Origin of the sequence: Nocardia sp. NPDC058058, assembly GCF_042885355.1 — a bacterium.
Taxonomy (GTDB): domain Bacteria; phylum Actinomycetota; class Actinomycetes; order Mycobacteriales; family Mycobacteriaceae; genus Nocardia.
In genome coordinates, this window is the sequence record NZ_JBHVSA010000001.1 from 636352 (window position 1) to 656790 (window position 20439).

At 64.4% G+C, this 20439-nt stretch carries 19 protein-coding genes; 9 read left to right on the forward strand and 10 right to left on the reverse strand.

Translation table 11 applies throughout. From position 1 onward, the window contains the following. Positions 1-86: 86 nt before the first annotated feature. A complete protein-coding gene (locus tag ACFVUS_RS02885; protein ID WP_387761469.1) occupies positions 87-362 on the reverse strand; it encodes a helix-turn-helix domain-containing protein in 276 nt (91 codons plus the stop codon). A 154-nt stretch (positions 363-516) separates the two neighbouring features. Between ACFVUS_RS02885 and ACFVUS_RS02890 the strand changes: the two genes are divergently transcribed. The 3 genes from ACFVUS_RS02890 (at position 517) to ACFVUS_RS02900 (ending at position 3213) form a co-directional block, all read left to right on the forward strand. Beyond that, on the forward strand, positions 517-1857 hold the full coding sequence (locus ACFVUS_RS02890) for a helix-turn-helix domain-containing protein (protein WP_387761470.1): 1341 nt from the start codon (positions 517-519) through the stop codon (positions 1855-1857). Positions 1858-1871: 14 nt separating this feature from the next. Further along, positions 1872-2558, forward strand: a complete 687-nt coding sequence (locus ACFVUS_RS02895; protein WP_387761472.1) for a RibD family protein — start codon at positions 1872-1874, stop codon at positions 2556-2558. Positions 2559-2715: 157 nt separating this feature from the next. Continuing rightward, on the forward strand, positions 2716-3213 hold the full coding sequence (locus tag ACFVUS_RS02900; RefSeq protein ID WP_387761473.1) for a DUF6879 family protein: 498 nt from the start codon (positions 2716-2718) through the stop codon (positions 3211-3213). Between the two features lie 698 nt (positions 3214-3911). On the opposite strand, the gene ACFVUS_RS02905 is transcribed toward ACFVUS_RS02900, so the two are convergent. Beyond that, the gene (locus ACFVUS_RS02905) at positions 3912-6977 is read right to left on the reverse strand and encodes a CHAT domain-containing protein (RefSeq protein WP_387761475.1); all 3066 of its coding nucleotides are present in this window, start codon (positions 6975-6977) and stop codon (positions 3912-3914) included. A 504-nt stretch (positions 6978-7481) separates the two neighbouring features. Between ACFVUS_RS02905 and ACFVUS_RS02910 the strand changes: the two genes are divergently transcribed. From ACFVUS_RS02910 to ACFVUS_RS02920, 3 genes are all read left to right on the forward strand, one after another. Then, positions 7482-8393 (forward strand): hypothetical protein, encoded by a 912-nt coding sequence (locus tag ACFVUS_RS02910; protein ID WP_387761476.1) that lies wholly within the window; start codon positions 7482-7484, stop codon positions 8391-8393. Positions 8394-9156: 763 nt separating this feature from the next. Next, entirely contained in the window at positions 9157-9426 is a 270-nt protein-coding gene (locus tag ACFVUS_RS02915; RefSeq protein WP_387761478.1) for a dihydrofolate reductase family protein, read from the forward strand. 5 nt (positions 9427-9431) lie between these two features. After that, complete coding sequence (locus ACFVUS_RS02920; protein WP_387761480.1) at positions 9432-10472, forward strand: LLM class F420-dependent oxidoreductase; 1041 nt, start codon at positions 9432-9434, stop codon at positions 10470-10472. A 75-nt stretch (positions 10473-10547) separates the two neighbouring features. Here ACFVUS_RS02920 and ACFVUS_RS02925 read toward each other — a convergent pair whose 3' ends face one another. The 8 genes from ACFVUS_RS02925 to ACFVUS_RS02960 all read right to left on the reverse strand — a co-directional run bounded on the left by ACFVUS_RS02925 (position 10548) and on the right by ACFVUS_RS02960 (position 17410). Beyond that, positions 10548-10883 carry an STAS domain-containing protein gene (locus ACFVUS_RS02925; protein ID WP_387765374.1) on the reverse strand — a complete coding sequence of 112 codons (336 nt, stop codon included), beginning with the start codon at positions 10881-10883 and terminating at the stop codon, positions 10548-10550. A gap of 191 nt (positions 10884-11074) precedes the next feature. Continuing rightward, positions 11075-13375 carry a SpoIIE family protein phosphatase gene (locus ACFVUS_RS02930; RefSeq protein WP_387761481.1) on the reverse strand — a complete coding sequence of 767 codons (2301 nt, stop codon included), beginning with the start codon at positions 13373-13375 and terminating at the stop codon, positions 11075-11077. Continuing rightward, the gene (locus ACFVUS_RS02935) at positions 13372-14028 is read right to left on the reverse strand and encodes a SpoIIE family protein phosphatase (protein ID WP_387761482.1); all 657 of its coding nucleotides are present in this window, start codon (positions 14026-14028) and stop codon (positions 13372-13374) included. Before ACFVUS_RS02935 ends, ACFVUS_RS02930 begins: the two co-directional genes overlap by 4 nt. Beyond that, positions 14021-14434 (reverse strand): ATP-binding protein, encoded by a 414-nt coding sequence (locus ACFVUS_RS02940; RefSeq protein ID WP_364633863.1) that lies wholly within the window; start codon positions 14432-14434, stop codon positions 14021-14023. Before ACFVUS_RS02940 ends, ACFVUS_RS02935 begins: the two co-directional genes overlap by 8 nt. Continuing rightward, on the reverse strand, positions 14424-14813 hold the full coding sequence (locus ACFVUS_RS02945; protein ID WP_364633865.1) for an STAS domain-containing protein: 390 nt from the start codon (positions 14811-14813) through the stop codon (positions 14424-14426). The genes ACFVUS_RS02940 and ACFVUS_RS02945 overlap by 11 nt, the downstream gene beginning before the upstream one ends. A gap of 15 nt (positions 14814-14828) precedes the next feature. Then, positions 14829-15725 carry an STAS domain-containing protein gene (locus tag ACFVUS_RS02950; RefSeq protein ID WP_387761483.1) on the reverse strand — a complete coding sequence of 299 codons (897 nt, stop codon included), beginning with the start codon at positions 15723-15725 and terminating at the stop codon, positions 14829-14831. A gap of 182 nt (positions 15726-15907) precedes the next feature. After that, a complete protein-coding gene (locus tag ACFVUS_RS02955; RefSeq protein WP_387761484.1) occupies positions 15908-16384 on the reverse strand; it encodes a MarR family winged helix-turn-helix transcriptional regulator in 477 nt (158 codons plus the stop codon). 165 nt (positions 16385-16549) lie between these two features. Beyond that, positions 16550-17410 carry a helix-turn-helix domain-containing protein gene (locus ACFVUS_RS02960; RefSeq protein ID WP_387761485.1) on the reverse strand — a complete coding sequence of 287 codons (861 nt, stop codon included), beginning with the start codon at positions 17408-17410 and terminating at the stop codon, positions 16550-16552. A gap of 282 nt (positions 17411-17692) precedes the next feature. On the opposite strand from ACFVUS_RS02960, the gene ACFVUS_RS02965 reads away from it, so the two are divergent. The 3 genes from ACFVUS_RS02965 (at position 17693) to ACFVUS_RS02975 (ending at position 20415) form a co-directional block, all read left to right on the forward strand. Continuing rightward, positions 17693-19369: a fumarate hydratase gene (locus tag ACFVUS_RS02965; protein ID WP_387761486.1), complete on the forward strand. Its 1677-nt coding sequence runs from the start codon at positions 17693-17695 to the stop codon at positions 19367-19369. Between the two features lie 17 nt (positions 19370-19386). Beyond that, complete coding sequence (locus ACFVUS_RS02970; RefSeq protein ID WP_387761487.1) at positions 19387-20040, forward strand: M15 family metallopeptidase; 654 nt, start codon at positions 19387-19389, stop codon at positions 20038-20040. Between the two features lie 99 nt (positions 20041-20139). Next, complete coding sequence (locus ACFVUS_RS02975; RefSeq protein WP_387761488.1) at positions 20140-20415, forward strand: hypothetical protein; 276 nt, start codon at positions 20140-20142, stop codon at positions 20413-20415. Positions 20416-20439: the final 24 nt, after the last annotated feature.

Below are 20439 nucleotides of genomic sequence, written 5' to 3' on the forward strand. Positions count from 1 at the left end.
TCCGGACACTTCCCGTGCGATATAGCCGACCACAGGCTGAGGAATCGCGGGACCAAGGGCGAGTTGCGGTGTGAACTGTCCGGCGTTCAACATGGACGCCCCCGGGTGTACTCGCGGTAGGCGGGGCGAGAGATCGCGCGGCGGCCACGGTCTGTTGACCGCCATCGCGCCGGACCTCGAGTTGATCCGTAGACCAGCCCGATCCGAGAGAGTCGCATAAGAGCTTTGCGGGCCGAGGATTCGGTTAGCCCGGTCTGGCGACACAGCTCGCTGACGGTTACGGAGTTCGTGATCGCCAGGGCGGCGAGCCTGCCCAGTACCCGGGCTTCATATTCCGTGAGTGCCATTGCCCGCACCTCCATTCGACAGTGATGGAACCTATTGCCAGGCTTCGTTTCTCAAGCCGAGCGCCCGGATGCCACTCTCACTGTGGTTGCTGTCAGCTGCGGAAAGTAGTGACCGGAGGTGTATCACGCGGGTACTCTCAGGCCACCGAATCGGTTTGGGGGACTGCTGATGGTCACCTGTGCCCGCTGGACGGGCTTCGAAACCAAAGCGTTTCGAATGGCATTGCGGCTCAAGCAGGGGTCGTTCGCGGAGTTCGTCGGTGTTTCGCTTGACAGTGTCAAAAAGTGGGAACGCCGTGGGGATACCATCACACTCAGCAGCGACTACGCCGCTCGTATGGATCAACGGCTGGCTGCCGCGAATTCTGAAGTTACACAGCGCTTTCAAGTGCTATTAGGGTCCGAGGATCGGTTGGGTACCAACGGGGTCGAATCTGCGGTTTCCTCGGAGCCGGGATCCGATGACTATGTCCTGGTCTCGGCTCGCACAATCACAGGGGAAGTTGTTCTCGTGTCGGTCTCGCGTCGAAGTTTTGTCGGTGGAATTGGGGCCGGTGCGCTGTGGGCGCTCTCATCGGGGCCAACGAGTCCTCCGACGACCACGTCATTCGCCGCAATGTTCGCGAACGCTCAGATCGACCACGTCAAGCACTTCGACTCGCTACGGATGTCGTTGATCGAGTCCGACAACATCTACGGTTCTGCCCAGACCCTGCCGCACGTCGTGAGCGCACTTGACCTGTTGGGTCAGCTCAAAAGGTCGAAAATAGGCGACCCCCGAGGGATTCTGCGGATGTGCGCCATTTTCGCCGAGACAGCGGCATGGCAATTCCAGGATCAACGAGACTTCCGCACCGCCCAGTTCTGGGCCGCCCGCGCACTGCAATGGTCCCACCAACTGGCCGACGACTACTGCGTCGGCCTGTCATTGGTGCGAATGAGCCAGTTGGCATGCGACCAAGGCGATGGTGCGGAGGCTGCGGAACTGGCTGCGGCAGCTCAGCGTTGTGCGCCCGAGGATTCCCTCTTCGCTGCGGCTGCTCTGACGTTCCGTGCACACGCTGTGGCAGTCGAAAGCGATTGTGTCGCAAGTGCACGCGCCTATGACGGGGCGCGGGCGATCGTCGAACGGGCTGACCCGGATCCGAAATGGGGGATGTTCCTCGACGCCTCGTATATCGATGCGTACCAGGCTCACACTTTCGCTGAAACAGGTGAATTCGGCAGTGCAACAAGGAAGTTCGCTCATGCGATGTCTCAATTGCAACCGGGCTATCCGCGTGACACGGGGGTTTACCTCGCTCGGGCTGCGGTTGCCCATCTGTGTGCGGGTGAGATCGAACCCGCTGCCGTGCTCGGATTGAAAGCGTTGCAGATCGGCATCGGGACCGGATCGGCGCGCATTATGCACAAGGTGCTCGAGCTGTCGGGCATGATCGATCGGGCCAGTACACAGCCCGGGGTCGCGGAGTTCCGAGACGCCATCTCCACATGGAAGGCGCAGGAGTGATCCGACCGTATGTAGTGCTCTCTGTCGCCGTCAGCCTCGACGGCTATATCGACGACATCATTCCCGAACGTCTCTATCTGTCCAATGATCGTGACTTTGACGGGGTTGATCAGTTGCGGGCCGAATCGGACGCCATCCTGATCGGCGCCGGGACCGTACGTAGAGACAATCCGCGGTTGTGGCTGCGCAGTCAGGAACGGCGCGATGCTCGCGTCGCGGTCGGTAAACCGGCGAACCTGCTGAAGGTGACCGTAACCGCCTCAGGCGACATCGACCCCGATGCGCGGATGTTCCACCATCACATCGAGGCTGGTAAGCCGTTGGTGTACACCACCATTCAGGAATCGGACAAGATCAGGGACAAGCTGAGTGCCGTGGCCGATGTGGTCGGCATTGCGGAGGCTGACTTCTGGGGAACGCTTCTCGATGATCTCGGTCGTCGTGGGATCGAGCAGTTGATCGTGGAGGGCGGCACGCACATTCACACCGCGTTTCTGGAAGCTGGCCTCGCCGATGAGCTTCGCTATGCGGTCACCCCCCTTCTGATCGGCCAGAGCGACGCTCCCAGATTCGTCAACCCTGCCGAGTTTCCAGGCGGAACTCGCCGCCGACTCGAGTTCATCGACGCCACAACGCTCGATGATGTGGTGGTTCTGCGATACCGCCCCAAGAACACCAGCAAAACCCAGGCTGGTCAGTAGTCGCCGGACCGACACCTCCTCGCGGTTGGGTGCTCGACGAACGATGGTGCTGAGACCCTGGAACAACTGACGTTGGCCATCGATGAGGCCGCGATCGAAGTTCCGAAGTTGGAGAGGACCTTCTACGATGCAACGAGTCCACGGACAGTCCGGTGAGTTGTTCCACGACTGCCAGTTCGACGCGTTCCATCTCGAAGTACGTGACACATACGCGGTTCCGTCCGAATCAGAGGAACTGCGGCGCTTCCTGATCGGTGAGCCACCAACGGTCGACTACTCGTCGCGTCTGTGGGTGAAGACCATCCGCGACACCACCGCGCGTGGTGTCGCGGTTCGCTGCGTGCGAGTTGTGTCCGTACCTCACTCGGACTATCAACGTTGGCTGCTGACGATCACCGATAGCAACATCGCCGCGGGGGAGGACATTCGTTATCTATCAAGGCATCTCGCGGGGCAGGTGCCGACCGACGACTGGTCGCTGTACGACGATGTGCGGGTGGCGTTCAATCTTGTTGACGGTGACGGAAAGCCCAACGGGATGGCGGTGACCAGCGATCCGGGCGTTGCCGAATACTGCCGAGCCGTCAGAGATCGATTGTGGCGACAGGCGATTCCGTTTGCGGACTATGCCGCCGGTGTGCACGTACGCCAGTGACGCGGGCAAGTCGTGACGCTCAGGAGGCAGTGGGGCAGCGCCTGAGAGAAGTTCGTCGGCGGGCTGGGCTGACCGCGCGTCAATCGTCGCGAGATCCGAGGAGCACCAACCCCGCACCATCGAGGATTTCGAAGTGTGTTTTGGCTGGTAAGAAAATGCGATCGACTCGGATGGGAGAGATGGTTGGTGCGCGAGACGTGCGCCGAAAAGATAGTGATGAGCTGGTCATACACCTACCGTCTATTCGGTGCAGAGCGAGATGTGATCAACCATGATGAATGTTGTTATTGCACAAAATTACTGCCCACCGCGCCTCGACGGATCCGGTGCCCCGAATCCGTCGCGGCTCGGGGTGAGAGCCGTCGCCAAGCTGCCCCGGAACCGCAGCAGGCGCGTCAAGAGTTAGCGCTGAAGGCCGGTCAGCTTCACGAGTTTCGGGTTGAGCAGTTCCGCTGGTGTAGGGGAACGCAGATAATCTGACGACTTCGACCCCCTGTCACGCGCTGCACCACACTTGGTCTTCCGATGTCGTCACTGCACAAGAGAGTTCACCGGGTTAGGGCTGTCTTGGGTGTGCGGTTGTGATGTCGGACGGGGTTTCAAATAGGTGACTCCGCGGGTGTTACTCCCCCTACCGTCCTTCGCGGCCGAACTTTGGGTATGGACGATCGAACCGGGTGCCTGCGACTTCGGGCTGGCTATGGGCCGCTGTGGATGAGGGCTGCCCACAGATCCGGGCGTGAGGGGTGTTGGGTGCGGAGGGCGCAGGTGGTGCGGTGCAGGGCCGTTGCGGCGTGGTCGGCAGTCGGTGTTGAGGGGAGGTGTTGATAGAAGGTGGTGGCGGCGGTGGCTGCGATGTGGTCGGCGAGAGGCCAGAGGCTGGCAATGACATGACGGAATCCGGCAAGTTGGAAGGCGGAGGCGGGGTGGAGGGATTCATCGACATGCCGGCTGCCCCGGTGGGCCGTGGAGCAAGCCGAGAGATAGGCGAGCTCGGCGTGGGGGAGCTGAAGTCGACTGATTTGCGGCAGTGCCAAGATGCCGTCATGCAGATGTAATCCGCTGCGGGATGGGACGGTGAAATCGATTCCAGCGTGGCAGGAGAAGTGCGCCCAGGTGGAGCCCGGGAGGGCGGCGAGGACACGGTCGGTGCTGGCGGTCTCGTTGAGCAGCAGAGGCATATCGGGGTGCTGAGTGTGCAAGGTGGTGGCTTCGGCGACAGTGCCGGTTAGATCCCGTAAGCCGGGGGTGTGGTGCAGGGCGACGGTGAGCTGCCGACGGGCGGTTGCTGGGGGACGGGTGCGGGAGTGTGTGAGTGCGCGCAGGGTGGGGATGTATGAGGAGATGACAGTGTCAAGAGCGCCGGGTTTGCCGGGGTGACCAGCGGCGTGGAGGGGAAACAAACCCAGCAGGCCGGTGGGTTGCCACCACACCCGTGGCAGTGAGCCGTCGCTGTTGTGCAGGAGTGTGGCGCTCAGGATCGGGTACACGATCGTGTCCCACAGCCAGGCGAGGGTTTCGGAGATGATGCGCTGTCGACGCAGAATTCCAGCGAGGCCGTCGTCGTAGCTGGCTTCTAGGAATGCCTGGGCATGGGTGTCGACATCACTGCGAGCCAGGTCAGGTAGCCGTATGAGTAATGGGGCGGTGTTGTGGGTGAGGACGATGGCATCGCTGCGCTGCTGCCCGCTGCTGATCATGATGACCGTGCCACCGGTGAGTTTGGGCTGCAGGTCAGTCCAGCGAGGCGCTAGCAGGAACCGGTCGAAGCCACGGTGTTGGCGGATCTGGGTGAGCAGTTCGTCGTGTTCGGCCCATTGGCGTTTGCGGTCATCATTCTGACCGGGCGAACTCATCGGTAGTTGGTCCGCTGTGGCGTGTGGAGTATTGAGCAGCTCACGAGCCTGTCGCAGTGGTGCAGCCAGATGGGGGAGGGCTTTGTCGAGGTCCGTGAGGTCGGTGCGAACATCCAGTTGCGCGGCCAGGAGCAGACCTCTGCCGAGCTCGGCGACCTCCACGGCACCTGTTGGGTCGTCGATCGCGCAGTGCGCGGCCACGGCTTCGGAGACAAGGCCATAGTGCAGGCCAAGGCTGTACTCTTTGTCCTCCCACCCCAGCTCTCGCGGCGCCACCAATGGGACCAGTGCGACCGCCGCATCCAGCACCTCCACCGCGAGGGCGTGGTCATTCACCGCCTGTGCCAGTAGCCCAATTACATGCCCCGCCCGCACTTGGTCGGCGGGCGGTGCACTGCCCGCCGTCGCGAGCCCTGTGGCGAGTATCGACACATTCATGCGGTCCACACCGCGCCTGTCTGAACCAAGGCGCAACAGGTAGCCGATGCCGAGATTGGCCAGATACGTCGCGCGGTTGGGATGGTCGGCGGGTGTGGCGTCGACCGCCTGCCCAGCTGTGTCGATTGCGTGGTCCAGATCGGATGTTGCTTCGGTGACGTGTACAAATCGCAACCGGTAGGCGGTGCCGAGATTGGACAGGTGCCTCGCGAGGTTGGGGTGGTCGGTGGGTGTCGCGTCTAACGCCTGCTGGCCGATGTGGATTGCGTAGTCCAGATCGGTTGCTTCACCTGTGCGCTCGAACCGTGAACAGTGGGCGATGCTGAGGTTGGACAGATACATCGCGCGGTTGGGATCGTCGGTCGGGGTCGCTACTACCGCTTGCTCGGCTATGTCGATCGCGTGGTCCAGATCGGCGGCTGCGCCGGTGCGCTCGAACCGCGACAAGTAGGTGATGCCGAGGTTGCCCAGGTGTCTCGCGCGGTTGGGGTGGTCGGCGGGTGTGGCGGATACCGCCTTCTTCAATACATCGACGGCGTGGTCAAGATCAGTGGCTAGTCCGGCACGTAGCCGGTGAGCAATGCCGAGGTTAGCCAGATACATCGCGCGGTCGGGATGGTCGGCGGGTGCGGCGGCTACGGCCTGCCCCAGCGTGCTGATCGCGCGGTCCAGATCGGCCGTGACTCCTGTGCGTTGAAATCGCGACTGGTAGGTGATCCCGAGGTTGGACAGGTACATCGCGCAGTGGGGGTGCTCGGTGGATGTGGTGTCTACTGCTTCCGTCAATACTTCGATTGCGCGGTCCAGATCGGTCGTGACTCCGGCGCGTTCGAACCGCCGCTGGCAGGCGATCCCGAGGTTGGACAGGATCGGTGCAGGGTTGGGGTGGTCGATTGCCACCGCTTGCTCCAGTAACACGATCGCGGAGTCCAAGTCTGTCGTGACCGCAGTGCGTTCGAACCGCCACAGCTGGGCAAGACCGAGGTTAGACAAGTATTTGGCCCGGTAAGGGTGGCCAGGGGGTGTGGTGTCGACCGCCAGCTGGCCCAGCCCGATCGCGTTGTCCAGATCGGCCATGGCTCCGGCCCGCTCGAACCGCCGCTGATAGGCAAGGCCGAGGTTGGACAGGGCTGCCGACCGGTATGGGTGCCCAGCAGTTGTAATGGCGACCGCTTGGTCTAGTACGGCGATCGCGTGGTGGAGGTCTGCTGCCACTCCGGCACGTTCGAACCGCAACCGGCAGGCGTGTCCGAGGTTGTTCAGGTAGATCGCGCGGTGGGGGTGGCCAATGGGTGTGGCGGCCACGGCTTGTGCACCGTAACTGATCGCATAGTCCAGATCGATTGCGACGCCGTTACGTTCGTACTGCGAACTGTACGCGATGCAGAGATTGGCCAGGTGGATCGCGCGGTCGGGATACGCGGCGAATGCGGTGGCTACTATATGCCCGCTTGGCTCATCGAATGACATGCATCCCCCGAACTGGTTTGTCGCCGAACACTTCTCAATTCAGTGTGCACAAAGTTTGATGGAACCATATTGTGGGCTGCGATGGGCGTGGGTCACACCGTCGCCGCTGCTGCTGGGGCGATGAGAAATCATGCGGGGGAAGAGGTTTGCAGTGGCAGATGCCGAACGGGCGATTCTGGCGGTGCTGTGCAGTGGGCTGGAAGCACTCCGCGCGGAGTGCGCTCACTGGCCTGAACCTCGCCGACAGTTGTTGGAGCAGATCGAGACTGAGGCAAGTGCGCGGCGACCGGTGCTGACTTTGGTGGTCCAACTGCTCGGCAGTAGTCCGGAGGAAACTCGGCAGATGGTTTCTAGCGGACTTCCCGGGTTCGGTTCCGGTCGTGCTGATGAGGAAACATTCGGTTGTCCTGATCGTGCCTGCGATCACGTCGCCACGACGCTGCCGGCTGGGCCCGTGCCGTTCTGTGTGCTGACTGGCACCCAGATGCGGCGACAGTAGCTGCTGTGGGCACCTTCTTTCAGGAACTGGCCAAGAAGCTCGCCGAACGATGGATCACCCTTCTGGTCATCCCCGGTGCGCTGTTCCTGGCCGCTGTCGGGATTGGGTACCGGTTGGGTCACCGGCATGGACTCGACCGCGACCAGTTGCGCGCGTTTTCCTCTGAGATTACGGCGTGGATAGTCCGGCAGCCGCCCGGAAGTCAAGCGATGGCGCTGGCTGCGGTGCTGCTGGCTGCCGCTGGGGTCGGGCTGACGGTGCAGGCGTTAGCTGGAGTAACTCGGACGCTGTGGTTGGGCCTGTGGCCGCGACCGCTGGTGTTTCTTCAGTACCGACTGGTCGATAGGCGCCGTCGTCTCTGGAGAGCACGTGTGGACCAGCGGCGAAGCCTGCAACTAACTTATCCGTCCGCATCTCGCACCCCCGAGCAGCAACACCAGATCGACAGCGCCGCTGAACGCGTCAACCGATTTGCCCTCGCGGAACCCGGTCGACCCACTTGGATGGGTGATCGCATTTACGCCCTTGAGTCCGTCGCTGTTAACCGCTATGGACTGGATCTGGGGTTCGGTTGGCCACGTCTGTGGCTCGTGCTCCCGGATTCCGTGCGGACCGAAATCGGTACCGCCAACGCCGCTTTCGCCACTGCGGTGGCTACCGGCACGTGGGCGTGGCCATACCTGCTGTTGGCCATCTTGTGGTGGCCTGCGACATTGATAGCTTTCGTCATCGGTGTCACCGGGTTGGTGCAAGCCCGGGCCGCGATCGCGGACCTCACCACACTGTCCGAAGCCGCCCTGGACCTTCATGGTCGCGCCCTTGCCATTGCCATTGGGGTTGCCGAACCCGCCCGCACGGGCCCACTCACGCTGGCTGAGGGTAAACAACTCACCACCCTCATCCGCAAAGGGCGCTAATCCCCTTCACGTCAACCTTTTTCATACTGCCGCCGCATTGCGCGGATCGAAATATCCCGATCAGTCTTGAAATTCAGCGCTTAGGGAAGTCAGCGGCTCGCAGTTGGCCGATGACCAAAGCGATCGGATGTCGTGAAGGTCAGGTGGTGCGGCTGCCGTCTGCGTGGTTTGGTTATGCGCCGCTATGGATGAGTGCTGCCCACAAGTCTGGGCGCTCGGGGTATTTGGCACGCAGGTCGCAGCTGACGTGGTGCAAAGCGGAGGCAGAGTGGTCGGCGGCGGGCAAAGGCGATAGAAGGCGGCTGCTGCCGTAGCGGCAAGTTCCAACGTCTCCGCCGGGCGAAGGCATGCACCATGCGGCAAAAGGACCGATGCGCGGAGTTCCTGGGGCCTTGCATTTGCCAATGCTGAAATCTCCTGGGGTTGAAGCACTGTGGCGTCGTGCGCGGCTTGGATGGCGGTCGCGCCCTTGATCCGGCACGGGTTCTTCTCGATGAGGTCGTCGTCGACGGCGACGTTCATGACCACACGGATCACTTCGTAGGCGCGTGCGCGGGTGGTCGGCACGTCGCCGGTTGCCTTGGTCTCGGGCTTGGCTTTCCGGCCTGTGGTGCGGATCCGCGAGACTCCGACGTATCAGTCATGCACCATCTTGATCGTGATGTCGGTGATCGGTGTGTGTTCGAAGGTCGGGTTCAGGCGTGTTCGCAGGAGATAGCGGTAGGAGTTCTTGGTTCGTCGGGCTGGCAGTTTGCCCTGCTCGATGATCTTGGTCGTCGGGGTCGAGCGGTTGATTGTGGAGGGCGGCACGCATGTTTACACCGCGTTTCTGGAAGGCGGCCTCGCCGATGAGTTGCGGTACGCGGTCGCACCCCTCCTGATCGGCCAGAGCGACGCTCCCAGATTCGTCAATACCGCTGAGTTTCCGGGCGGAGGCCGCCGGCGGCTCGAGTTCATCGACGCAACCACGCTCGATGATGTCCTGATCTTCAGGGGCGAAGTGAAGCGGCGTTCGGGGCTGGTCCTAAGCTGACGATTATGCGTATCGGTCTTTCGATCAACTACACGGACGGCTTCAAAGAGGTAGCCGCCGAGGTCGCCGACCTCGAACGGGCGGGCCTGGATATCGTCTTCGTGCCCGAGGCCTACTCGTTCGACGCGGTGAGCGCGCTCGGCTATCTGGCCGCCAAGACCGAACGGGTGCAACTCGCGTCGGGCATCTTGCAGCTGTACACCCGCACGCCCACGCTGACCGCCATGACGGCCGCGGGGCTGGATTACGTGTCGGACGGCCGGTTCATCCTGGGGCTGGGGGCGTCCGGCCCGCAGGTGATCGAGGGCTTCCACGGCGTGCCCTATGACGCGCCGATCGGCCGCACCCGCGAGGCGCTGGAGATCTGCCGCAAGGTGTGGAAGCGCGAACGGCTGGAATACCAGGGCAAGTACTACCAGGTGCCGTTGCCCGAGGGTAAGGGCACCGGGCTGGGCAAGCCGCTCAAGCTGATCAATCATCCTGTGCGCGAGAACATTCCGGTGCTGCTGGCGGCGCTCGGCCCGAAGAACGTGGAGCTCGCCGCCGAGCTCGCCGAGGGCTGGCAGCCGATCTTCTTCCTGCCGGAGAAGGCCGATGACATCTGGGGCGAATCCCTCAAAGCCGGTCTGGCCAAGCGTGATCCGTCGCTCGGCAAGCTCGATGTGTTCGCCGGGCCCGCGCTCGCGATCGGCGATGACGTGGAGCCGCTGCGCGAATTCGTGAAACCGCATCTGGCGCTGTACATCGGCGGTATGGGCGCCAAGGGCAAGAACTTCTATCACACGCTGGCCACCAAGTACGGCTACGGCGCCGAGGCCGACCGCATCCAGGAACTGTTCCTCGAGGGCAAGAAGGATGAGGCCGCCAAGGTGGTCCCGGACGATCTGGTGCGCGATGTCTGCCTGATCGGTTCGGCCGGTTTCGTGAAGGAGCGCGTGGCCGCGTTCCGCGAGGCCGGGGTGACCGCGCTCAATGTGGTGCCGCTGGCCGCCACGCCCGCCGATCGGGTCAAGCTGATCGAGCAGCTGCGCGCCATCTGCGACTGAGTCGCGCGCGACGTATTACAGAGCTGAGCCCCGCCGCGACTGTCGCGGCGGGGCTCGATTCGTCCGTGCGGTAACTCAGTTCTCGTTGAGGGAGGTGAGTGCCTGCTCCAGCGTGGAATGCAGTGCGAACACCTGATCCAGATTGGTCATCTTCAATTGGCGGCTGGTGGCGGGCCCATCGGCGACGACGGCGATCCGGGTGCCGCCCGCGCGCTGATGTGCGGCAACCAGGGCGGCCATGCCCGCGGAGGCCAGGAAGCTGACCTCGGACAGATCGATGACGAGCGCGCCGGGTTTACCGGACAGCGTCGAATCGATGGCGTTCTCGAGTGCGGGCGCAGTCGCCAGGTCGACCTCACCGATCACCGCGAGGACCGTGGCGCCGTCGTGCACGGTGACCGTGGTGGTCATCGTCTCGCCGGGGGGATACGCGTCTCCGGAGTTAGTGGTCACGTTGGAACAATCTGCCATGATCCGTCCAATCATGTTGCATCGTCTGCGACATCGGTTTCGTTTCAGTTGCCGGATGATCGCGAAATACCCAGCTACCGCACCGTTTCTGCTTGGTCAGGAAGGCAATGGCGCATATGTGCCTTCCATGTTCACACGCGACTGGCCGCCGAGAAAGCCACTGCGGGCAAACGGGAGATCATCCGGACCCGAGTGCCGGGTCCGGCGTGATCGATCTCCAGATCGTCGGTGAGGGCGCGCATCATGGCGATACCGCGGCCGCGATGGCCGGGATCCGAGGGTTGTGGTCGCCAGCTGCCGGTATCGGTGATGATGAGAGTGACTGCGTCGAGCCCACATTCGGCGGTCAGCTCGACGCGGCCCGCATCGCCGTTGAGGTAGGCGTGCTCGATGCTGTTGCTCAATGCCTCATTGGCGGCCGCGATGAGATCGCCCGCGCTGTCGTGCGGGATCGCGGCGGCGGCCAGCCAGGATTTGAGTTCGCGGCGCATACGGGACAGTTCGCTCGGGGTCGCGGGCACATCCAGGCGTAGCGGTTTGGGCGGCTGGCGGTAGACCACCAGCGCCACATCATCGTCGTACCCGCCCGCCGGGCGCAGCCGGGACAGCACCGAGTCGGCTACCTCGCGCGGCAATTGCCCTGCGACGCCGGTCAATTCGTCGGCGAGTTCGACGAAGCGGTCGTCGATATCGATACCGCGCTGTTCGACCAGGCCGTCGGTGAACAGCACCAGCGTGGAGCCGGGGGCCAGTGCGGTGGTCGCCTCGGGGCGGCGCGGTGGATCGAAGGTGGCCAGCGGTACCGCGCGTCCGCCTTCCAGAAGCCTTCCGCGCGTACCCGGTTCGGCCAGCACCGGCGGCATATGCCCGGCGCTGGAGTAGCGCACCAGACCGCGCACCGGATCCAGGATGGCGGCGCAGACGGTGGTGCACATGGCGCCCGGAATGCGCGCGGCGACGGTGTCGAGTTCGGCGAGCAGTTGCGCCGGACCCGCCCCGCGCAGCAGCAATGCCCGTGCGGCGGTGCGCAATTGGCCCATGACCACGGCGGCGGACAATCCGCGCCCGACACAGTCGCCCACGACAACGCCCATGGTCCCGTCGGCCAGGCGCACCACGTCGTACCAGTCGCCGCCGATTTCCAATGGGGGCAGGGCGGGTTCGTAATGCACCGAGAAGCGGGGCGGCAATTCGATCGGGCCGAGCATGGCGCGCTGCAGGGTCAGCGAGGTCGAGCGCGCCTGGTCGAAGTTGCGCGCCCGCTGCACGGCCAGGCTCAAATGTCCCACCAGCAAAGAGAACAGCGCCCAATCCTCGGGGGTGATGGAGCGGGGCGCGGCGAACCGCAGCCACAGCGCCGAATCCCCGGCCTCGCCGAGCGGGGCGACAATGCCCTCCGAACTCGTCGCGCCCTCGGGAATCGCGAACATGGTGCGGCCGGGCCGCAATCGCGCCCGATCCAGCAGGGCGCGGGCGCGGGCATCGAGCACCTGCCGGGATTCCCTGCCGCCCATGGAAATCGGATCCGTATTTGCACCCGATCGCAATGCGATACCACCGGCGGCGACCGTCTCCAACTGCGGATTGTCCTCGGAGACATACAGTTCCGGACCGGAATGACTACTCGGCCAGACCGAGACCACCGCCGACTCCGCACCGACGGCGCGGCGCAATTCCTCCAGGCCCACGGTGAGCACCTCGACCACGCTGGTGGCCGCACCGACCGCGGTGGCCAGCCGGGACACGGCCTGATCGCGGGCCTGTGCGTCATGTTCGGCGGTCACATCGCGAATGGTGCCGACGAAAATGCGTTCGCTGTTCTCGGGTTTCACCAGCGAGCTGGTCGAGACGGCCAGCCAGAGGCGGCGGCCGTCGCGATGTCGGATGGGCATGACGAAGCGCGCGGCATCGGTGCCCAGATCCGGATAGCGCGATGCCTCGGCCACGGTCCAGGGATGGGGGAGTGGATAGGGCACGCCGTCGGGGCCGTATCCGGTGAGCCCGCCGAAGGCCGTATTGACCTCCACCAGTGTGCCTTCGGCGTCCACCACGAAGAAGCCGTCCTGCAGCGATTCGACCAGCGCGGTGCGGAAGGCGTCGCGGCCCGCGAGATCGTCCGCGCGCGAACGCTGTTGCTCATAGCGGCGGGTGCCGTCCAGGAAACCGCGGGTGGCCACATCCAGCGCGGCCATCGTCTGCAACAGGAATTCCAGTGCGGCCTCGGCGCGTTCGTCATCGCTCACCGGGGCCATGCCCTGCTCTTCCAGAATCCGGAAGTGATGTTCGGTGAGGTCGAGAATGCTCACGCCCTCCACCAGCGCACGCCGCCCCAGCTCATAGCCTTCGGCCAGGGTGTTCTGATTCGGTGCGCGCAGATGCAGCCGCAGCGCACCGGTGTACGCGTCGCGGAAGGCCGCCAGCGCCGAACTCATGCGTGCTGCTCCGGTGGTGAGTGCAGTGATCGGACCGTATGCCCGCGATGGCGGGCCGCGAGCACGATCGCGTCATCGGTGTCCTTGGCGTGCCGCGCCAGAATATCGGCGGTGATCTCGGAAGTCGGCTTGGCCAAATCGATTCCGTCGGAGTAGTCGCTGGTGATGCCGTCGGTGGACATGAGCAGTAGATCGCCAGGCCGGATCGGCACGGTCTGTGATTGCAGATTGGGCGGCAGCAGATAGCCGACGATGCCGCCGGACAGCAGCGCCGCCGCGCGGATCGCCGGTTTACCGGGAGCCGCGGCGACAATGCGGGATTCGACATTGCCGACGCCGAGCCAGGTCAGTCGATCCCCGGCATCGAACAGCGCCAGCGATACCGCGGCACCGCGGGTGTCGGACATGGCGCGATGGCACAGCAGAATCAGCACATCCAAAGGCTCGGCACGGTTTTCGGACAGCACCTGGGCCGCGCGATCGGCGGCGTCGGCGGCCGCGGCGCCGTGCCCGAGTCCGTCCAGGACCGCGAAAAGCACCGAGCCGCCGCCCGCGTCGAGAATGACCGAGCGATCCCCGGACACGCGTTGCCCGGGAAGGGCACGCCCGGCGACGGCCCATTCGACCGTGCCGATGAACCCGTCCTCACGCATTGCGCGGTACCCACTTCCACATCTCCACGAGCGTGCCGTGGCCGGGTTTGGAGGTGATGACGAGTCCGTCCATGAGTCGGCGCGCGCCCGGAAGGCCAAGTCCCAGACCGCGTCCGGTGGAATAGCCGTCTTCCAGCGCACGGTCGATATCGATGATTCCCGGACCCTGATCCTGGGCCTGCACCACCATCGAGCGGCGGCCTTCCCGTTCGCCGACCGCGAGCCTGATCTCGCCGGTGCCCGCGTAACTGGTGATATTGCGCGCCACTTCGGAGATCGCGGTGGCAATCATGGTGCGATCGGATAGCGAGAAGCCGAGAGTGCTTGCCAGCTCCAGCCCCGCCTGCCGAGCGGTCACGATGTCGTTGGACACCTTCACCGCGATCACCATGACTTCAGCGGCCACGATCACGACCGTCTCGCTGGCCCCGATTACTGATCTTGTGGTTGAGCCAGGCCAGCCCTTCCTCCAGATCCAGTGCGGTATGCATACCTTCGAAGGTGAGGCCGAGTTGCACCATCGCGAAAGCGACCTCGGGTTGCAGACCGACGATGACCGTCTCCGCGCCGCGCAGCTTGGTCATGTGGGCGATGGTACGCAGTGATCTCGCGGCAAAGGAGTCCATTACGTCGATTGCGGTGACATCGACGATGATGCCCTGTGCTCGATACTTGCTGACGTACTTCATCAGATCGTCTTGCAGGCGTTCGGTATCGGCGTCGGTGAGTGCGGACTGCACCGACGCGATCAAATAGGTGCCTTGTTTCAGAATGGGTACCGGCATGAGCCCTGTCCCGGGTTACCGTCCGTCGCGGTCAGCGGGGACACGCGACACTTCGTAGCCCAGGAGTCGCTCCGCCTCTTCGATACCGCCCTGGAGGTCGCCGACCGCGTTCATCTTCGACAGGTCCAGGCCGATGGTCACCAGGGTGAGCGCGATCTCCGAGGACAGGCCGGTGATGATGACGTTGGCGCCCATCAGGCCGGACGCGTCCACGGTCTGCACCAGGTGGTTGGCCACCGTGGAGTCGATCGCGGGAACACCGGTGATATCGATGACGACCACCTTGGCGCGGTTGGCGCGAATCGCGCGCAACAGCTGTTCGGTGAGCTGGCGTGCACGCTGGGAGTCCAGCACGCCGATGATGGGCAGAATCAGCAGCTGCTCGCGCACCTGCAACACGGGGGTGGAGAGTTCGCGAATCGCCTCCTGCTGCTGGCGGATAACGCGCTCGCGCTCCTGCACGAAGGAGACGGCCACGGTGTTGGCGATGCGGTTGGCAGCCGGTTCGTAGGCGTCCAAAACCCGCTTGAGCAACATGAAGTCACTTTGATACTTCTCGAAGAGACTGCGCGCCAGCACATCTCGAAGCAGTAGAACGATGCCGATGACCTCGTCGGTCTCGACCCCTCGCGGAATGATGCGTTCGGACAGGTCGCGGGCGTAGGCCTGCAGCGCCTCGACGCTACCGGTCTCGAGCACCTCGACGTAGTTGTCGTAGACCGAGGTCGCTTCGGAGAAGATCTCCTCCGGGGTCATGGCGGTCAGCAGCTGGGCATCGGTGATGCGACGGGCCCACTCCTCGCGCAGTTCGGTGCGGTTCTGCCGCAGGTGTTCGACAAGCTGCGGGAGCAGGTTGTCGACGGGACTCGCGGGCTGCGAATCAGCCGAAACGCTTATGGACACGTCGGACATGAAAACTCCTGCCCCTTTCGCTAAGGCCAGGTCGGGGTGCACACACTCGAGTCAACTAGCGCGGCGGTCGTTTGCCGACCATGCGCTCGGTGCCGACCGCCGTCGGAAGCCGGTGCCGAGCCTAGTCTTACCCACTACCCCCCGTGTGCCAAACCAAACGCCGGTCGACGGGTATTTTTCGCTCAGACGGGGTTCCTCGTGTCGGGTCTTCGGTGGTGCGCCAATAAGGTGTCGTAGATATCGGCCAGCGCGGTGAGCTGTCCGCTGTCCAGCACATCGATCATGTGCCGCCGCACGCTCTCCACGTGTGCGGGCGCGGCACCGGCCAGTACTTGCTCGCCCTTGGCGGTCAGCACGGCGGCGGTGCGGCGGGCATCATCGGGAATCGATTCGCGCGCCACCAGCCCGCGCTTCTCCATCCGGGTGATCTGATGCGAGAGCCTGCTCTGCGACCACTCCAGCACCCCGGCCAATTCGGCGAAACTGCGCCGATGGTCCTGGGCGTCGGCCAGGCGGGCGAGCACGGTGTACTCGACATAGGTCAGATTGGATTCGCGCAGCGAATCGCGCCCGACCGCGGCGGCGATGAGGTCGCGGGTGAACACGAATCCCAGCCACGCGCGCGTCTCGACATCATCGAGCCAACGGGTTTCGGTCACGATTCCACTCCCGGTATCAGCTGCCATGCTATTCCCCTCCGCCAGCGGACAAGCGCATCATCACAGGTAACACCCCCCGAGTTGAAGGTGCAACCTGTGCGGATTCGCATAATCCACATCGGGATTCGCACACATCCGCACTCCGGCATCGCGTCTCGGGCATCGCTATCCCGCCCCGGGGCCCGGTTGTGCGTCCGGCTCGGGCGCTCGGCGGCGGAGTTCGCTGATTCGCTCGATGCTGTCCCGGGGCGCGGCGGCGAGCATCGCCAGCCGGTCCGCGGTGCGCAGATACGGTTCGGTCTCCGAAGGCAGATCACGGCAGATTGCCCCGGATAGTTGCTGCGTGCGCACCAATTCGCGCAGCCGGAAGTTCCGGAATCGCAGATATGTGAAGGATTCGCCGGTGCGCGCGGGTCCGCACGCGGCGTCGTCGAGCAGTTGCACGGTCACGTGGGGGAGTTCGGCGAGCGTCAGTAAATGGTCGATCTGCCTGTGCCACATGGCCGTATCGACGATCGGCCGTAGCAGGGCGGTCTTCTCCACCACGAGCCAGACCGCGGGTGGATGCTGTGCGAAGAGCATTCGCTGACCGCGCATACGCAATTCGAGCACCGCGTCGGCGTCGTTCTCGCACATCTCCTCCCGTGACATCCGCAGTGCCGCGTTGGCGTACTCGCGAGTTTGCAGCAGCGCCGGAATCACGCCGTGCTCGTAGCCGCGAACGAGTTGGAGTGGTACGTCACACAGCAGCGCGTCCAGTCCGGAGTCGGCGTCCGTATCGTCGTAGTCCGGCCAGCTCGCGCCGTTGACCCGCTGTGCCCAGGTCAGATAACGCGCCCGGTCGTCGGCGGGGACGCCGTAGAGATCGAGCAGCACCGCGGCGTCGTCCTGGTGGAAGTGCGTGTGCCCCGATTCCAGGCGGCTGATCTTGGAGGTGTCGGCGTGGATGGCATCACCCGCGATGCGCTGGGTGATACGGCCTGCCTCGCGTAGTCGACGGAACCGGTCGCCCAGAATGGCGGGCAAAGGCCTTCGCCTGCTGATGGTTTGGTGTCTGTTGGGGTCTTCGGCCCGGCGTTCCCGAGCCCTGCGTGGAATGGCCACGAACCGAGTCTGACAGTGCGATGCGCGGCGGGGGAATGGTCTCAGCAAACTTCGTGTGTGCAAATGCAAGTGCAAATGCGATCCCACGGGCGATATTTCCGGTTAGGTCTGCCTGCGCGGAAGCGGTGCCGGGGCGGTGGATAAAGTCTCTGTGCTTGAACCGTTGGCTGGACAGCCCCCAGCCCTGCTCGAGGAGTGCGAACGTTGACCGCGCCTGACTTCCTGTATTCGGATCTGTTGCCGATCGGTGCCGATGAGACGCCGTATCGGTTGCTGACGACCGAGGGGGTCAGCACCTTCGAGGTGAACGGCCGTACCTTCCTGCAGGTGGAGCCCGAGGTGCTGCGCATGCTGACCGCGGAGGCGATGCATGACATCAGCCACTATCTGCGGCCCGCGCACCTGGCCCAGCTGCGCAAGATCATCGATGATCCGGAGTCCAGCGGGAACGACCGGTTCGTGGCGCTGGATCTGCTCAAGAACGTGAATATCTCGGCGGGCGGAATTCTGCCCATGTGCCAGGACACCGGCACCGCCATCGTGATGGGCAAGAAGTCCGAGGGCGTGCTCACCGGCGCGGATGACGCGGAGTGGATCTCGCGCGGCGTGTTCGACGCCTACACCAAGCTGAACCTGCGGTACTCCCAGCTCGCGCCCATCACCATGTGGGATGAGAAGAACACCGGCAACAATCTGCCCGCGCAGGTCGAGTTGTATTCGGCCGCAGGCGATCCCGCCAAGCCCTCGTACAAGTTCCTGTACATGGCCAAGGGCGGCGGCTCGGCCAACAAGTCGTTCCTGTTCCAGGAGACCAAGGCGATCCTGAACCCGGATCGCATGCTGGAATTCCTGGACGAGAAGATCCGCTCGCTCGGCACCGCGGCCTGCCCGCCGTACCACCTGGCGGTCGTCATCGGCGGCACCAGCGCCGAATTCGCCTTGAAGACGGCGAAATACGCCTCCGCGCACTACCTGGACAATATGCCGACCGAGGGGTCGATGTCCGCGCACGGCTTTCGCGATCTGGAGCTCGAGGAGCAGGTCTTCAAGCTCACCCAGTCCTTCGGCATCGGCGCGCAGTTCGGCGGTAAGTACTTCTGCCATGACGTGCGCGTCATCCGCCTGCCCCGGCACGGCGCGTCGCTGCCGGTCGCCATCGCGGTGTCCTGCTCGGCGGATCGCCAGGCGCTGGCCAAGATCACCCCCGAGGGCGTGTTCCTGGAGCAGCTCGAACGTGAACCGGCGCAGTACCTTCCGGAGCAGACCGATGCCATTCTCGGCGGCGACGTGGTCAAGATCGACCTGAACCGCCCGATGTCCGAGATCCGCGACGAGCTGTCGAAATACCCTGTGAAGACCCGGCTTTCGCTGACCGGCCCGCTGGTCGTGGCGCGCGATATCGCGCACGCCAAGATCAAGGAGCGGCTGGACGCGGGCGAGCCGATGCCGCAGTACATGCGCGATATGGCCGTCTACTACGCCGGTCCGGCCAAGACCCCGGACGGATACGCCTCGGGTTCCTTCGGCCCGACCACGGCCGGTCGCATGGACTCGTACGTCGATCAGTTCCAGGCCGCCGGTGGCTCACATGTCATGCTGGCCAAGGGCAATCGCTCGGCGCAGGTCACCAAGGCGTGCAACGCGCACGGCGGCTTCTATCTCGGCTCGATCGGCGGACCCGCGGCGCGACTCGCCCTCGACTGCATCAAATCCGTCGAAGTTCTCGAATACCCTGAGCTCGGCATGGAAGCCGTCTGGAAGATCGAGGTCGAGGATTTTCCGGCCTTCATCGTGGTCGATGACAAGGGCAACGACTTCTTCGCCGAAACCTCCAAGCCGATCGCGCTGCGTGTCCGCGAGCGGTCCAAGGAACGAATCTGAACGAGGAAGAAGGCCGTATGCGCGCTGAGCGCCGCGACGACAATCCGGTATGCGAGCCGGAAACGCTTGCATACCGGGCGAATCCGGCAATCAGCCGCGGTACCCGCAGAGCCGCCGCGGTCTCGCTGATCGCGGGGGCGGGCCTGTTCGTCGCGGGACTTCCCGCTGCGCCGTCCGCGCACGCCGCTCCCGCCATCGCCGCCCCCGGGGAGATCGTCGATCTGCCCGCGGGTGCGCTGCCGGGGAACCTGTTCGGCGTGCCCCCGCTGCCGTCCGCCTCGGCCATCTCCGCCGAGACCGAGGGCCTGGATCCGCTGCTGGCCTCGGCCTACGCCTCGGCCGCCGCACAGGCCCGCGAGGAGGGCGTCACCATCTGGATCACCTCCGGCTACCGCTCGCCCGCCGAACAGCAGGCCATGTGGGAGGACGGAATTCGCACCTACGGCAGTCCGGAAGCGGCGCGCCAGTGGGTGCTCCCGCCCGAGGAATCCACGCACGTCTCCGGCCAGGCCATCGATGTCGGCCCGCGCGCGGGCGCGCAATGGCTCGAGGACAACGGCAATCGCTGGGGCCTGTGCCGCACGTACGACAATGAATGGTGGCACTTCGAGCTGGTCACCGTGCCCGGAATGTCCTGCCCCGCACGACTACCCAATGCGAGCATGCGCTGAAAAGACCGGACACCCTGTTGTCCGCTCATTCACCGCTGTGCGCTCGCCGCTGATTCGGCATCCTGGGGTTCGGCACATTTCTAGCTACGGAGGCAATGGGTGGTCCGGCAACAGCAACATACGAGGCACGGCAGCATCGGCAGGCAACGCCCACCCGTCCGAGCGCACCGCCTCACCCACCCGGCCCGCACCCCCCACCCCGCCCGCGACTCCGTCCTCGCCCCGGGTTGGCTGCTGTACGAACTCCCCACCGCCGTACTGCTGGCGATCTTCGTCGGCACCGGCTGGCTCGGCTACGCCCAGCACTCCGGCACCCCCGCCCAGCCCCGCCCGGCAGTGGTGGTCCCCGCCGACCACCCGGTCCCCGGCCGCTGAGGTCAGCGTTGCCCACACGGTAAG